The sequence below is a fragment of the Candidatus Limimorpha sp. genome (genome assembly GCF_056203535.1).
On sequence record NZ_JBADWU010000002.1, the window covers coordinates 17,961 to 32,991 of the forward strand.

6 protein-coding genes are annotated in these 15,031 nt (G+C 50.0%); 2 read left to right on the forward strand and 4 right to left on the reverse strand.

The window, feature by feature from the left end:
* The first annotated feature begins 24 nt into the window (after positions 1–24).
* Entirely contained in the window at positions 25–9,246 is a 9,222-nt protein-coding gene (locus tag AC06MN_RS00170; protein ID WP_475670330.1) for a choice-of-anchor J domain-containing protein, read from the forward strand.
* Positions 9,247–9,915: 669 nt separating this feature from the next.
* Here the strand turns inward: AC06MN_RS00170 and rlmN are convergent.
* Genes rlmN through AC06MN_RS00190 form a run of 4 tightly spaced genes read right to left on the reverse strand, consistent with a single transcriptional unit; the run spans position 9,916 to position 12,437 of the window.
* Positions 9,916–10,935: a dual-specificity RNA methyltransferase RlmN gene (rlmN, locus tag AC06MN_RS00175; protein ID WP_475670331.1), complete on the reverse strand. Its 1,020-nt coding sequence runs from the start codon at positions 10,933–10,935 to the stop codon at positions 9,916–9,918.
* A gap of 28 nt (positions 10,936–10,963) precedes the next feature.
* On the reverse strand, positions 10,964–11,902 hold the full coding sequence (locus AC06MN_RS00180) for a HipA domain-containing protein (RefSeq protein WP_475670332.1): 939 nt from the start codon (positions 11,900–11,902) through the stop codon (positions 10,964–10,966).
* Positions 11,902–12,228 (reverse strand): HipA N-terminal domain-containing protein, encoded by a 327-nt coding sequence (locus AC06MN_RS00185; protein ID WP_475670333.1) that lies wholly within the window; start codon positions 12,226–12,228, stop codon positions 11,902–11,904. The genes AC06MN_RS00180 and AC06MN_RS00185 overlap by 1 nt, the downstream gene beginning before the upstream one ends.
* Before the next feature lie 2 nt (positions 12,229–12,230).
* Entirely contained in the window at positions 12,231–12,437 is a 207-nt protein-coding gene (locus tag AC06MN_RS00190) for a helix-turn-helix transcriptional regulator (protein ID WP_475670334.1), read from the reverse strand.
* A gap of 676 nt (positions 12,438–13,113) precedes the next feature.
* On the opposite strand from AC06MN_RS00190, the gene AC06MN_RS00195 reads away from it, so the two are divergent.
* Positions 13,114–14,658: a radical SAM protein gene (locus AC06MN_RS00195; RefSeq protein ID WP_475670335.1), complete on the forward strand. Its 1,545-nt coding sequence runs from the start codon at positions 13,114–13,116 to the stop codon at positions 14,656–14,658.
* Positions 14,659–15,031: the final 373 nt, after the last annotated feature.

Genomic DNA, 15,031 nt, shown 5'->3' on the forward strand with positions numbered 1-15,031 from the left:
ATTCATTAACAAATTCAAATCACTATGAAAAAAGGAATTTTTTCTTTGATGATGGGGCTTATCCTCGCCTTCACAGGCATGGCTAACGCCCAGACGGAGGTTACGATTGGTACCGGTACGAGCACATCGTACTATGTGCCTTACAACAGCCTCTACAACTACTCGTTCAGTGAGATGATTTGGACAGCCGACGAAATTCTTGAAGCCGGCGGCTCAGCAGGTCAGATCATTGACATCGCGTTCCAAAGATCAAGTGGAACAGCGCAAACCAACACCTACACCGTTTACATGAAGAATGTCAGCAGGTCATCGTTCAGCAGCACAAGCGACTACGAAACCGTGACCTCAGGCGACATCGTGTTCAACGGCACGCACTATTCCAGCACAACTGACTGGGAGACCGTGACCCTCAACACGCCTTTCGCATGGGACGGCAGCAGCAACCTGATGATTGCCGTGTGGGAACAGACCGGTACCTACAACACCGAGTACTACTACTACAGCAGTGTTTCCAACAACTGCATGATTCAGTTCTACAGCGACTCGTACAACCCGAACCCATACAGCCTCGGCTCATACAGCGGTTCGATTTACACTCGCACCTATCATGCTAATTTGCGCATGAACATCCTTTCGAGCGGCCCTCAGCCAATCCAAGTCGTTGTGACTTCTCCAATGATGGATGAACAAGGCGTCATCAATTTCGGTGACCGTCCAAGCGAATGCTGGATGCGTCCAGCCGTGGTGAGCATCACCAACAATGGCGCTCGCACTCACGTCACCGGCATTGACTTCACCAACAACTACTTCACTCCAGTCCTTGGCGAAGACTACGTCATTCCTTTCGCTATCGGACGTGGCGAAACCGTCGATTTCAATGTTGAATTTGGCACTGGCACTGGTTTCATGGAAGCAGTCCTCGACGTCGATTGTGGCGATGCTCGCACCGCTATCCTGACCGACGTCATGGCTAACGCTTACCAGCCAGTTTGCCCGGACGTATGGGAAATGGCCCGCGTTGTCAACAACGTGAACGACTACAGAGACACCCCGACAACCGTCACCCTTTACAACAACTATGTTTTGCCTCCAGCGGCTGTTGAAGATGGCAACGACGCTGTTTACAAAGTGACCTTCGACCACGATGTCATGCTGAACGGTAACGTCGTTACTGTTGGCGGCATTGATATGGCTGAAAACGGTAAGATGGCTGTCTATAGAGATGGCTTCGAAGGCGTTGGTGGTCCAGACCTCAACAACAACTACACTGGCCCACAGGTTGGTCCAAGTTCACAGCCTTACGATCTGGTCTTCGGCGACGAAACCACCACTAGCACAACAAGCTACTATCCTTGCTACTATCTTTACAACTATTCATTGAGCGAAAGCCTCTACCACGCTGAAGACCTTCAGGCAGCTGGCATGGGCGCTGGCACTATCACCGGCATCGGCTACAACTCCACCAGCACTTACGGCTACACTGTGAACGGTGTGAAGATCTGGATGGCTAACGTTACAGACACAGAAGCTGGCACAACTTCACACAGTGCAGCCGGCATGACCTGCGTTTACGAAGGCAGCTTCACCCAGGTTCAAGGCTGGAACGAATTCGCATTGAACGGCGCTTTCGCATGGGATGGCAGCAGCAACCTGCTCGTCATTTTCCAGATGAACAACGGCAGCTGGAACAGCGCTATCTCATGGAAGTGTTTCAACACTGACTATGTCGCTGGTTTCGTTGATTTCAACGATAACAATCCTTACAGCCCTGAAACCAACACCTACACTTATTACTACAACCACTCCATGCTGCCTGTCACACACTTCGTTGGCGGCGGCCGCGGCAACCGTGCTGAAGAAGTTGTTTTCTCAGATGACTTTGAAAGCGGTTCAGCTACTGGCTGGACTATTGAAAATGGAGGAGATCCTTATAATGGCTGGGTACTCGCTGCAAGTGATGGCCATAGCCACTATGCACAGGGCAACTACGCTATGTTTGACATGGGAGATTATGCTGGTTATTATAACGACCTCTATTCTCCAAGCATCGACCTCACCAATGCCACATCGGCTACCCTGAGCTTCGACTATATTAACCCAAGTTGGGGTGCTGACTACAATTATCTTTATGTATATGCCTTAGTGGATGGCTATTTTAATCTCTTAGGTGAACCTAACGCTCCGACGTCATCATGGACAACTTACTCATACGACCTCACTCCATACTGCGGTAGTGAAGTCGTCATCAATTTCTATGATGACTTTGAATATGGTTACTGCACAGGCATCGACAATGTCGTTGTTACCGCTGAAATGGGTGCCCCTGTTCCTCCAGTTCCTGGCGACCAGCTCATCACCAACATGACCATGCTTGCTGGCACATACTACATCGCTGCTTCTTCAACAGCCGATGCATGGGATGTTATCCTCAATGCCAGCGATCTGCCATGCCCGGATGAAATCACAGCCGAAGCCAACTGCGTCCAGCCTGCTGACGACTCAGACGGCATCGACCCAACTGCAGTCACCTTGAAGTGGCACCTCAGCCCTTACACCACCGAATACCGCCTCGTTTTCGGCAGCACCTACTACTGCGAAAACGTCCTGGTTGACTGGACACGCGACCTGGCTGAAAGCTTCACCGTTCGCAACCTCTTCAACAACACCAACTACTTCTGGAGAATTGAAGAACGCAATGACGGCTGCCCACAAGGCGTCCAAGGTCCTGTCTGGGGCTTCACAACCACTTTCAATGCTCCTACCAACCTGCACGCAACCAATGCTAACGGCGCTAACATCTACGAAGGCGAAACCCTGAATCTGGCTTGGACTCCAATCGTTGACCGTACCTTCCGTTCATACAACGTCTACATGGACGGTGATCTCATCGGCAGCACTCCATCCAATCCTAACCCAGCCGCCACAACGACATTTGATGTTGAAGGTCTGCACTACACTTATCCAGGCTTCCATATCTTCAACGTTACCGCTGTTTATGATGAAGGCGAATCATGGATTAGCAATGACCTTCTCGTCACCGTTTCAGGCGAAAGCGAAGTGAACGGTCACGTCTACGAACAGGACGGCGTCACCGGCATCGCTGGCGCTACCGTCACCATGACTGGCATTGACGAATTCGGTCGTCCTCACACCTACACCTTCACCACCGATGCTAATGGTTACTACCAGGGTGCAATCCTCGCTGGCGAATACGACGGCGTTGCTTCTTGCACTGGTTACCAGAGTGTGGCCTACGACGGCACAATCGGCATCATCTACGGCGAACCAACTGATGACATCGACTACATCATGGACGAAGTGTTCACCCCAGTCGGTGAAGTCATCGCTGAATACTATCCGGATCCTGAAGATCCAGAAAGCCCATACGTAAAGGTTTACTGGGGCTGGAACATCATGAGCGCCATGATCGAAGATTTCGAGACCGGCGACTTCTCACAGTACGACTGGAACATCCCTGCACAGTATCCATTCGAAATCACGACCACCAACCCATACGAAGGTGCTTACTGCATGCAGTCGACCAACTACAACGTGGCTTCTTCAACCTCATCAATCGATGTCACCGTTGAAATCCCACGCGATGGTCTGATGAGCTTCTACAAGAGAATCTCTTGCGAAAGCAGCTGGGATATGGCTTACTTCTACATTGATGGTGCACAGGTTGCTACCTTCACCGGCACAAGCGGCTGGGGCGTTAAGGAAGTTGCAGTCACCGAAGGCACCCATAACTTCAAGTGGGCTTACACCAAGGACGGTTCTGTGAACTCAGGCGAAGACCGCTTCTTCATCGACTACATCGACTTCATCCACGATCCGGAACCACTCGGACCAGGCTGGCACACATACGCAGGCGAATTTGACAACGCCCTCGGTTCGAGCGTCGGCACATCAAGCTGGGCATACCTCTACCCAGTCAACCTGACCTCACAGTATGCAGGCTTCAACCTGACCAAGGTCGCTTTGTTCTCCGACAACCAGTACACCGCAGTCGGCGGCAACTACACCTGCACCGTCTACACCGGTGGTGCAACACCAGACCAAGGCACAGCAGTTTCAACCATGACGGTCGACGTTCCATCGAACCAGAACGCATGGGTTGAATACGACCTGACCACCCCAGTCCACATCAGCGGCACCGAACCATTGTGGATCACCTGGACAGCCAACACCACTGTCAGCTCATGGCCTGCAGGCATGGGCGCCGGTGACGACGTGAACGGTTCATGGTGGAACGGCGGCGGCGGCGACGGCTGGGAGCTGATGTACGACTCTTACGGCGAAGTGTGGACGATGAAGAACTACTTCACCAACCGCTCAGGCCGTACCGTTGAAGCTACCTATGCTGACAACAAGATTGTCAACCAGCCTATCCAGGTTGCTCCATTTGCACCAGCTACAGGCAACAGCCATGTTGAAAACGCAACGACAGTCGCTAACCCGAACCATGTTGCTTCTTCAGCTAAGTCAAGCGACCGCAGCTTCCAGTACTTCCGCGTGTACCGTACAGACTGCTACAACGACGGTCCTTACACTTCAGAAAACACTGTGGTTTGCTGCTGCGAACTGCATGACACTCTCTACATCGACGTTGAATGGCCAGAACTCGCTCCAGGCGTTTACAAGTGGGGCGTTGGTTGCGTCTATGGCGGCAACCGTGGCGAAGAAGTTGAATCACCTATCACTTGGGCTAACGTTGAAAACAAGCCTGTTGAAGACGTGATGGCTTACGAACCAGCTACCGTTCAAGGCATGGAAAATCTGACAGACAGACGTATTGCTCCTGCTAAGTTCCACGAAATCAAGAGCAACAACCCATTCCGTGGTTCCATCGGTTATGTTGATAACACCTACGGTTCAATCATTCCAAGCGGCCTCTGCAAGCTGGATATGGACAACCCACAGGGTGCTACATCACTGAATGCAAGCTCAAGCCTCTACGCTGGTGAAATCGTTGACGGTGTCATCTACGGCTACACTTCCGACGGTTACTTTGTAACCTTCGATCCTGAAACTGGTGCTCAGCTGTCAAGCGTTTACGCTGGCACAGGCATCCGCGAAATGGCTTACGACTACACCACCAGCACCATGTACGGTTCATCAACTTCTGACAACAACCTGTACCGCATCGACATGACTAACGGTTCTTACACCGTTGTCGGCACCATGAGCAATGTCAGTGCTGTTGCAGGTCTCGTCTGCGACCTCACAGGTCAGCTCTATGCCATGGCATTCACCACCGGCGACCTCTACAAGGTTGACAAGACCAATGCAGCCATGACACTGGTTGGCAACACCGGCCGTACACCTGCTTACGTACAGTCAGCCGCCATCGACTATGCTACCGGTATCTGCTACTGGGCATATTCAGATGCAAGCTATGATGACCTCTACACTGTTGACCTGGCTACCGCTCAGGCTAGCTTCGTTTGCAGCTTCGTCGAATCATGCGGTCTCTGCTTCCCACGCGCTGGCGCTCCAGTTCCTCCAGGACCAGATCCACAACATTCAGAAATCCAGGAAGAACGCGAATCACCAATCGTTTGGTCTAACTGCCTCGATAAGGACATGTACCTCAATGACGGTGTCGAAATCACTGTTCTGCTGAACAGCGCCGACAGCCCAGAAGGTGTTGAAGTCAGCTTCACCAACCTGAACGAAGGCGAACAGGAACTCTATCCAGTTGCTCCTGTCACCCTCGATTCAACAGGCTACTATGCATGGGATACCTTCCGTCGCGGCGACTATGTCCTCAACGTGACCATGGGCGATGCTTACGAACCAATCACTGACACTGTCAGCATTTGGGACGCTACCTCATTGCGTTATGTGATGATTGAAATCATCTACGGTGTGAGCGACCTCTACGTTTCACATACCGGTTGGGCAATGTGGGCTGGCCAGGATGGTCCTGTTCCACCTCACGGCGACGGTGACACCTTCGAATTCGGTTTCGACAGCGGTCTCGACGGCTGGACGAATATCGATGCTGACGGCGACGGCGAAGTCTGGTACCACAGCACACAGTGCGAAAGCATGCACAGCGTACTGGCCATCACATCACACAGTGGTGCCGGTCACCTCTGCAGCGAATCATACTGCAACGCTACATGGATGGCTCTCAACCCGAACAACTTCCTCGTATCACCTCAGAAGTACAACATCGGCAGCAGTTCAACCTTGAGTTTCTGGGCATGCGCACAGGATGCAAGCTATGCTGCTGAACACTTCGGCGTAGCCATTTCAACGACTGGCAACACCAGCGCTGCTGACTTCACCACCATTAACGAATGGACACTGACTGCTAAGGGCGGCAGCGAAGCTCCTGCAGGTGCTACCCGCAATGGTAAGAGCAACCGCGAAGGCAACTGGTATCAGTTCACTTGCGACCTCAGCGCATACGCTGGACAGCAGGTTTGGATTGCTATTCGTCATTTCAACGTTAGCGACCAGTTCCTGATGTGCCTCGACGACATGGCTCTGACCAACGGCGCCAAGAGCGACGAACGTCACCTCGAAGGCTACAAGGTTCTCTGCACCTCAATCGACGGCGAACCTATCTTCTCAGGCAACACCGTTCACCCATTCTGTCAGGTTGACACCGACGAACTCGTCGAAGGTGAAAACTACATCTGCAAGGTTGCTGCCATCTACAGCACCGGCATGAGCGACTGGACAGTTGCCGAATGGCAGTACAAGTCATGCGATAACTACGGAGAAGCTCAGAACGTTGCAGCAGAAGGTCAGACCATCACTTGGGAATATCCTGCTGGTCCTGTTCCACCTCCTCCAGGCCCAGGCGATGAATTCTCATTCAGCTTCGACAGCAACGCTGACGGCTGGACAACCATCAACGCTGACGGCGACGACCACAACTGGTACCACAGCTCACAGGCTGACGCTCACAGCACATTGGCTATCACCTCACACAGCGGCGCCGGCCACATGATGAGCGAATCATACTGCAACGCTACATGGGCAGCCCTCACACCTGACGAATACCTCGTTACTCCTCAGATGTACAGCATCGCTGCCGGTTCAACCTTCAGCTTCTATGCTTGCGCACAGGATGAAAGCTATGCAGCCGAACACTTTGGCGTAGCCATCTCAACGACCGGCAACACCAATGCTGCTGACTTCACTACCATCAACGAATGGACACTGACCGCTAAGGGCGGTGCCAAGGCTAATCCAGCCGCTACCCGCAACGGTAAGGGCACACGCGAAGGTGCTTGGCATCAGTACACTTGCGATCTCAGCGCTTACGCTGGCCAGCAGGTCTGGATTGCTGTCCGTCACTTCGGCTGCTCTGATATGTTCATCATGTGCCTCGACGACGCACAGCTGACCGCTGGCGCAAAGAGCAACCGTGACGAATACATCCAGTACTGCACCGAAACCTATGACGGCGCAGTCGGCACAGGCGGCGGTCAGGTTTGGTGGGCAAACATGTACCCTGCAGCATCTCTTGCAGCTTATGTAGGCCAGAACATCACCAAGGTTGGTCAGTGGGTTTCTGATGATGACGAATACGGCAACAACTACGACGGCACATACAACGTCGAAGTTTATGTTGGCGGCAGCACCTCAGCTCCTGGCACACTCGTTGCTTCAGGTTCACAGTACATCACCGGCGACAATGCTTGGCATGACATCGAACTGAATACTCCAGTCGCTATTGACGGTACACAGAACATCTGGGTCGTCTTCAATGCCAACGGCATCGGCTACCCGATGTGCGGCTGCGCATACGTTGGCGAACCTAATTCCGACCTGCTGTCAACCGACGGCAGCGTATGGGAACATGCAGCAGGTGACTATGGCCTGTCATACACATGGATGATCCGCGCATTCGTTACCGGTGGTAGCCCGGTTCCTCCAACACCAACAGGTGACGTTCTCGGTGCTATGATCTTCAGCGACGGCGAATGGCTTGCTGAAGTTCCTTATCCAGTAAGCGAATACACCGACGAAGAAGGTGCCGGCAACTACTGCGTCCGCATCATCTACAACGGCACGGCAGTTCTTCCTGACCAGAACGAATACTACAGCATGAGCTGCCCAGTCTGCACTGAATCAGACGACTGCGCTCCAGGTGCTGACATCTACGGCGAATATGTATGGAACAATGCCAACAACTACGGTGCCCTCATCACATGGGGCGGTGCTCCTGTTCCACCTCCAGGCCCAGGCGATGAATTCACTGAAGGCTTCGAAAGCGGTTCAATCCCAACCGGTTGGACAACAATCGACGCTGACGGCGACGGTCACAACTGGTCACCGGCATCAGTCCTGATGGCTGGATACCTCATCCCATTCCATGGCGGTGCTGACTGCATCACATCTGAAAGCTATTCAAGCACGTATGGTGCTCTCACACCAGACAACTACCTTGTTTCACCTCAGGTTGCTATCACCAACGGTTCACAGTTCAGCTTCTGGGCATGCGCTCAGGATCCTAGCTATGCTGGTGAGCACTACGGCGTCGCCATCTCAACAACTGGCAACACCAATGCTGCTGACTTCACCACCATCGCTGAATGGACAATGACAGCTAAGGATGCTGCTGAAGCAGGTGCTTACATGTCGAAGGACGGCAAGGGCACACGTGAAGGCACATGGTACCAGAAGACTGTTGACCTCAGCGATTATGCAGGCCAGCAGATCTACATTGCCATCCGTCACTTCAACTGCACAGACATGTTCTATCTGAACGTTGACGATGCTGAACTGTCAGTAGGTGCTAAGGCTAGCCTCGCTGGTGCTGTTAAGTACAATGTCTACCGTTCGACCGACAATGTCAACTACACCTTCATCGGTGAAGTTCCTGTTGTCTTAGGCCAGACAGAATACTCATACTTCGACAGCGAAGTCGGTGCCGGCATGTACTACTATCAGGTACGCGCTGACTACGGCGACTGCGAATCAGAACCAGCAGCAAGCGGTGCTAACCCAGACAACAACTACGTCATCGTCGTGGTGACGAGCGTTGCTGAAAACGGCGAAATCGCTCTGTATCCTAACCCGACCAACGGCAACATCACCATCCAGGCCCAGAACATGAACCGCATCACTGTGGTTTCAGTCCTCGGTCAAGTGGTTTACGATGCTGAGGTCGAAGGCGACCAGCAGATCATCAACATGGCCCAGTTCAACGCTGGCGTGTACATGGTCCGCATCGCTACCGAAAACGGCGTTAGCACACAGCGCGTTACTGTCGTTAAATAAATGAAAAGATTTGGGAACGTGTAGAGACGTTTCGCGAAACGTCTCTACCGCCCCAAACCAAATCATATACGGCAAAACGAAATGGAAGGGCGACTCCAATCAGGAGCCGCCCTTCTTGTTTTTTCAAACATGAATTACCATTAATTTCCAAGAATAATTCATGAATTATTCTTGCTTCTGACGTTCCTCGTTTTCTGGTCATTCACACCACGAAGCCTCACTCCCGCGAAGGCGGGAGTCTCCTAGGCGCATTGGAATGCTTAAAAGAGGAGATCCGAACCGAAAACATTCCGCAAAACGTGTTTTTGAACGGATTTTTTGGAACGTAAAGATGCACGGCCGTGCGTCTCTACATGCCAGCAGATTGTGACACGACAAAACCTTGCCTGTCATTTTCGCATTCCGTTTGTCCGTCCGACAATGTTTTTTTAAACATTAATTACCAACAATTAACCACGAATTTCCCATTAATTTTCTTTTTCCCGTCGCCCCTTCGACAGACCCTTTCGACAGGCTCAGGGAGCTTAGGGAGCTGTCCGAAGCGGGCAATGAATTGATGAATGATTAATGGCCCGATTAACGGCAATTAATGTTCAAAATGAAATTGCATCCATTTGCGTTTTGTTTCAAACGCAATGTTTCTGTCTTGCCGGAAATAGTGTTGCGTCTTTACAGCGTGTTTTTCGTCGACAGCAGTCCGCAAGCCGCGTCAATATCCTGACCTCTTGAAGTACGGATGGTGGCGATGATGCCCTTGTTGTTGAGCGCATCGCGGAAAGCGGCCATGCTGAGGTTATCGGGACTTTTCATGGGAAGATTCGGGATGGTATGGAAACGGATGAGGTTCATGCGGCAACGCAGGCTGCCCAACAGCCGTGCCAGTTCCTTGATGTGGTCGCCCGTGTCGTTCATGTTCTTGAAAACGATGTATTCAAACGAAAGGCGGCGTTGCCCGTGCCAATCGTGCTGCTTCACGGTATGAATGACTTCCTTAATCGGATAAGCCTTTTCGACCGGCATGATTTTCAGTCTTTCATCGTGGAAAGGGCTGTGCATACTGATGGCCAAATTGCATTTCGACTCCTCGAGGAAACGCTTCAGATTCGGAATCAGGCCACAGGTGGAAACGGTGATTCTAGTCGGGCTCCAGGCCAACCCCCATTCGGAAGTCAGTACCTCAAGGGCGCGCATCACGTTGTCGTAATTGTCCAAAGGCTCGCCCATGCCCATGAAGACGATGTTGCTCAGCGTTTCAAATTCTGGCAGACTGAAAATCTGGTTCAGGATTTCGGCAGGCGAAAGGTTTTTCTGGAAACCCTGTTTGCCCGTGGCGCAAAACAGGCAATCCATCTTGCAACCCACTTGCGACGAGACGCAAAGCGTGGCACGCTCACGGTCAGGAATATAAGCCGTTTCAACGAAATGCTCACCGGCAGGGAAAAGGTATTTTTTCGTTCCATCGGTCGAAACCTGCTCTTTCACAGGCTGATACATACCGACTTCATAATGTTCGCTCAGCAAGGCACGCGCCTTTTTGCTGAGGTTCGACATTTCCTCAAACGAGGCACATTGCTTCTTGTAAATCCACTCAGTGATTTGCTTTGCCGTGAATTTCGGCAGCTCCAGATTGTTGACAATCTCTTGAATTTCAGCGGGAGTCTTTCCCAATAACACTTCTCTTTCTTCCATGGCGCAAAAATAGTGATAATTCCTTTCGTTATTTTGACAATCTTTCCAATCTTTCCTCTAAAAGCTCAAGATAAGCTTTCTTCAAATCATCGGAAAGGAAAGATGAAGCGATGAAGGTTTCCCATTTCGGCAGACATTTGGCAAAATTTGAAATCAACTTATTGATGATGTTTCCCGAAATGCCTGATTTTGATGCGGCTTCAATGAAATCGCTACGTAAAATGCGGCTTTTCTTACCGTTAAGGGTCAGCGCCAGTTCTTCCTTGTCATTCGGATTGATTATGGCGGCATTCACCAAATCGTAGGCAGGAGACAACCGGTATTCACCTTCCCTGACCGACAAAAGCGAGAAATTTTTCAGATGCATATCGTTGTTTCCCGTCAGCCAAGAGAAAAGAACGGTTTCGTAAAAATTCACCAAATCCAATTGCGGCGTAGTCGAATATCTGGCAATTGCCTTGGCGATCTGCTCATACGAACTGCGGTATTTGTATTCGGTTTGCCGTTCCGTCAGCTGGCACATGTCTTCCATAGCCTGTTTGTTGCCTTTCGGGTCGCGGTCGACACGACGCGTGAGATAGCCTAACGAATCATCGGCCAAACGAATCAGTGAATGAGGTGCCGTATTTATTTTGGCAATTTCTGCCAAATGCATGGTAAGGTCTTCGATTTCAGGCAACTGCTCAAAGACATCGGTCTGTGGCTTGAAAATGTAATCGCCCCACAACCCTACGATGGTCAGCCGTTGGCTGCCCTCGTGGGTTTGCAGATGCAGCGACAGTTTCGGCTGCACGCCTGTAAGCGTGGTTTGGGCCGAAATGATTTGTTGCGCCAGCCGATCCATGTCGGCACGCGCATATTCCATGACCGGCACTTTGGCCGTACCAAAAAACTTCCGCGAGCATTGCGCATGAAAGTCTTTTTCTCCGTTTTCCAATTCCTTATAACAAAACAGGCACTTGCTCATCATTTTTCGTCTTTGATTTCAACAACGCTTACCGCACCGATGCAATCCCTGCAACAAAGCAACAGCAACGACATTCTGTCGAGAATACTGACATCGGCATTTCGTGTGGCGACATCCAAAAGCCAGCCTTCCGGAATCAAGCCGTCGAAAAAAGGAAACAGCACGGGACTGAAATAATCTTCCGCCTGCAAAGGCAAAGTCAGGCTGACAGGCTGGGCATCAGGCAATGCCAAATACGATTCGTCGTAACGGAACACATAACCGTTATCCTCTTCCGCCAGCAAACCTGCAAATCGGTCTTTGAAATATATTTTCGCTTGTCGCATGGTCATCTGGTTTTAGGAGTGGGCGACATCTCATAATTGAACAAATCCAAGACCTGATTCACTTTATCCAACCTCACGGTAGGTTTGCCTTGTTCCAGTTCGCGCACGAAATTCAGGCCCACGCCCGATTTCATGGCCAACTGTTCCTGTGTCAGGCCATATTGTTTCCTCAACTGCTTGACAGTTTCCGTCAGCTGATTTTTTTCCATAATTACATCCTTTCGGCTGCAAAAATAGGAATAATCAATCAAATTACATTCGAAATGATGTAAAAATGTTTATTTTTGTGTAGATTACATCCGAAATGATGTAAAAAAAGAAATTTCTAAACAGGCAAAACAAGGCCAAATTCGCATGATTTGCCCGATTCGCGGTTCTCTCTCTACGTCCGACAGGAAAGGACACAACAATCCAATTTTAACCACGATGTTTTTTCGACCGCTAATGTTGCGAATTCGGCGAATGAGGAATCCGCTTCGCGTATTCTTTGACTTCGTCGAGAATTCTCTGATTTCCGCTCTGCGTCCAATGCTTGGATCCGAAAATATACAGATGCCTAAAAATAACATTTCCAACTGCGACTTTTTGCAAATTTTTCGCATTTTCAAATGTGATTTTCCAATTTCGGAGTTCCTGGAATATACGACTATGGCCTAAGATGGTGTTGCAAGTTTAATTGTTTTTGAGCCAAGCAAAAGGAAATCTATTTTAACGCTTCATTGGACTACAGCATTTTTCCACCCTCCAAAAACGCCATTTTTCTCCATCCATTTCATCCAATTATCCAAATCGGATACAGTTTCCGTATCTACATTGGATAGCAGTAAACTATTGACAATTAAATGTTTATGTGTAGTTTTGCGGCGAAATAAAAAATAAGTTTTAATGGCAGAAACGAATCAACAATATATCCGTCCCGAATGGACTTGCGGCAGATACGACAGCAACAAGCACGTTGCCCTGATGTATAACCTTTTGGCGGGTTATAGTTATTTCTTTGAATCTTATTCCGCCGATGTCATCGGGCAGGTGCTTTCCGTCGGAAGAAACGAAGAACTCCGTATCGAAAAAGTAGCCGAAGCCACAGGCATTGCCCAAGAGTCCATCGTGCCTTTTTTCGACATCTTAATAAATGTGGGGCTGCTGACTAACGCCATTCCTTCGGAAGAAGGCATAAAGAACTATAGAGCACAGCTTGCCGAAATGCGATGCAACGAAACCATGACGGCAGAAAAAACCACAAAGGAGAAACTGCCTGTTGAGGTTTCAACCGCTGAGCAAAGTTATTTTGATGCCGTTGACGATGGACGGACGGTAACATCCGTAATGTTTGAATTGACCTACAACTGTAGCGAAAAGTGCATACATTGCTATAACCCTGGCGCCACGCGCAACGATAGCGAGACAAGCCATCGTGGTGACCGCGAAGAATTGTGTCTGGAAGATTACAAGCGCATCATCGACGACCTTTACAATCACGGACTTGTGAAAGTCTGTCTTTCGGGCGGCGACCCATTCTCCAAACCGATTGCTTGGGAAATCATTGATTATCTGTATGAAAAGGAGATTGCTTTCGATGTCTTCACCAACGGACAGCGTTTGATAAATGATGTTGAACGCCTTGCCGGTTATTATCCTCGTCTGGTTGGCGTGAGCATTTATAGCGGCATTGCCGAAGACCACGATTTCATAACCCGCGTGAAAGGCTCTTGGGAACGCTCCATGAAAGTTGTGAGCCAATTGTCTGCCTTGGCAGTTCCTATGAATCTGAAATGCTGTATCATGCAACCGAATCTGCACAGCTATTATCTGGTCGCCGACCTTGCCAAGAAATACGGTGCCATACCTCAGTTTGAGATTAATATCACCGATTCCATTGATGGCGACCAATGCGCAAGGCAGTTGCGTCTGACCGAAGAGCAATTCCAAGTGGTTTTGCGTGACGACAACCTTGCCTATTATGTTGGCCCCGAAGCGCCCAATTTTGGCGGACAGCCAAGAAGAATGGACGTAAATGGTTGCGGAGCGGCTTGTACTGCTTTCTGCATGACGCCCGATGGCAACCTGCAACCTTGTTGCGCTTTCCCGATGCCATTTGGCAATTTGAAAAAGCAAAGCATAACGGAAATACTTACCAAAAGCGATTTGCTGAAAGAATGGCGCAACGCCACCTTGCAGCAATATGAGGAATGTGGCCGACATGATTATTGCGCCTACTGCAACCTGTGTGTGGGCAGCAATTATGTGGAGCACAAGGACTACCGCAAACCAGCCGAGGAAAATTGCTATATGGCAAAAGTGCGTTGCAACATGGCGCATAAGATGATGGGGGGCTACGACCCTCTGCAAGGAAAGGAATTTGTAACCGCGTTGAAAAGCCTGTCCAAAAACAAGCTGAATCTGCAACGCACCTATCATACAAAGGGATAAATGGTGTCTCCCGCAGCACACCTATAACCATCTAAATCTTACTGAAATGAAAGTAGAATTAGTTATCAGCAAAGCTTCAAGCGTTGTGGCAAACCCTGGCTGCCCAAAAGTTTTTGAAAGTGATTGTGGTATTATGTACAGAAGCTATTAATCAATTAAAATCACGGAGGCAGGCCTCCAAAGAGAGGCTTGCCTCCTTCTTACATTGTAACGTTAAATTCAAAAATGGAAAATGTGTTTTCCTGATTTAGGTTGACTCGGTTTTACTGATTAATACTGATATAAATTGACTTTTTGTTGTTAATCCTGGAATGAGTTTACCATCCGAGCCTTATCCCTGTCAGTGGTTGACTGGAGGCCGTAGGCCGGAAGG

What these genes read in the sequence shown, in the direction of transcription:
- rlmN (WP_475670331.1), bottom strand. Translation starts at nt 10,935, where the DNA reads ATGGAAGAAAGAGAAGTGTTATTGGGAAAGACTCCCGCTGAAATTCAA.
- AC06MN_RS00185 (WP_475670333.1), bottom strand. Translation starts at nt 12,228, where the DNA reads ATGCGACAAGCGAAAATATATTTCAAAGACCGATTTGCAGGTTTGCTG.
- AC06MN_RS00180 (WP_475670332.1), bottom strand. Translation starts at nt 11,902, where the DNA reads ATGAGCAAGTGCCTGTTTTGTTATAAGGAATTGGAAAACGGAGAAAAA.
- AC06MN_RS00195 (WP_475670335.1), top strand. Translation starts at nt 13,114, where the DNA reads ATGGCAGAAACGAATCAACAATATATCCGTCCCGAATGGACTTGCGGC.
- AC06MN_RS00190 (WP_475670334.1), bottom strand. Translation starts at nt 12,437, where the DNA reads ATGGAAAAAAATCAGCTGACGGAAACTGTCAAGCAGTTGAGGAAACAA.
- AC06MN_RS00170 (WP_475670330.1), top strand. Translation starts at nt 25, where the DNA reads ATGAAAAAAGGAATTTTTTCTTTGATGATGGGGCTTATCCTCGCCTTC.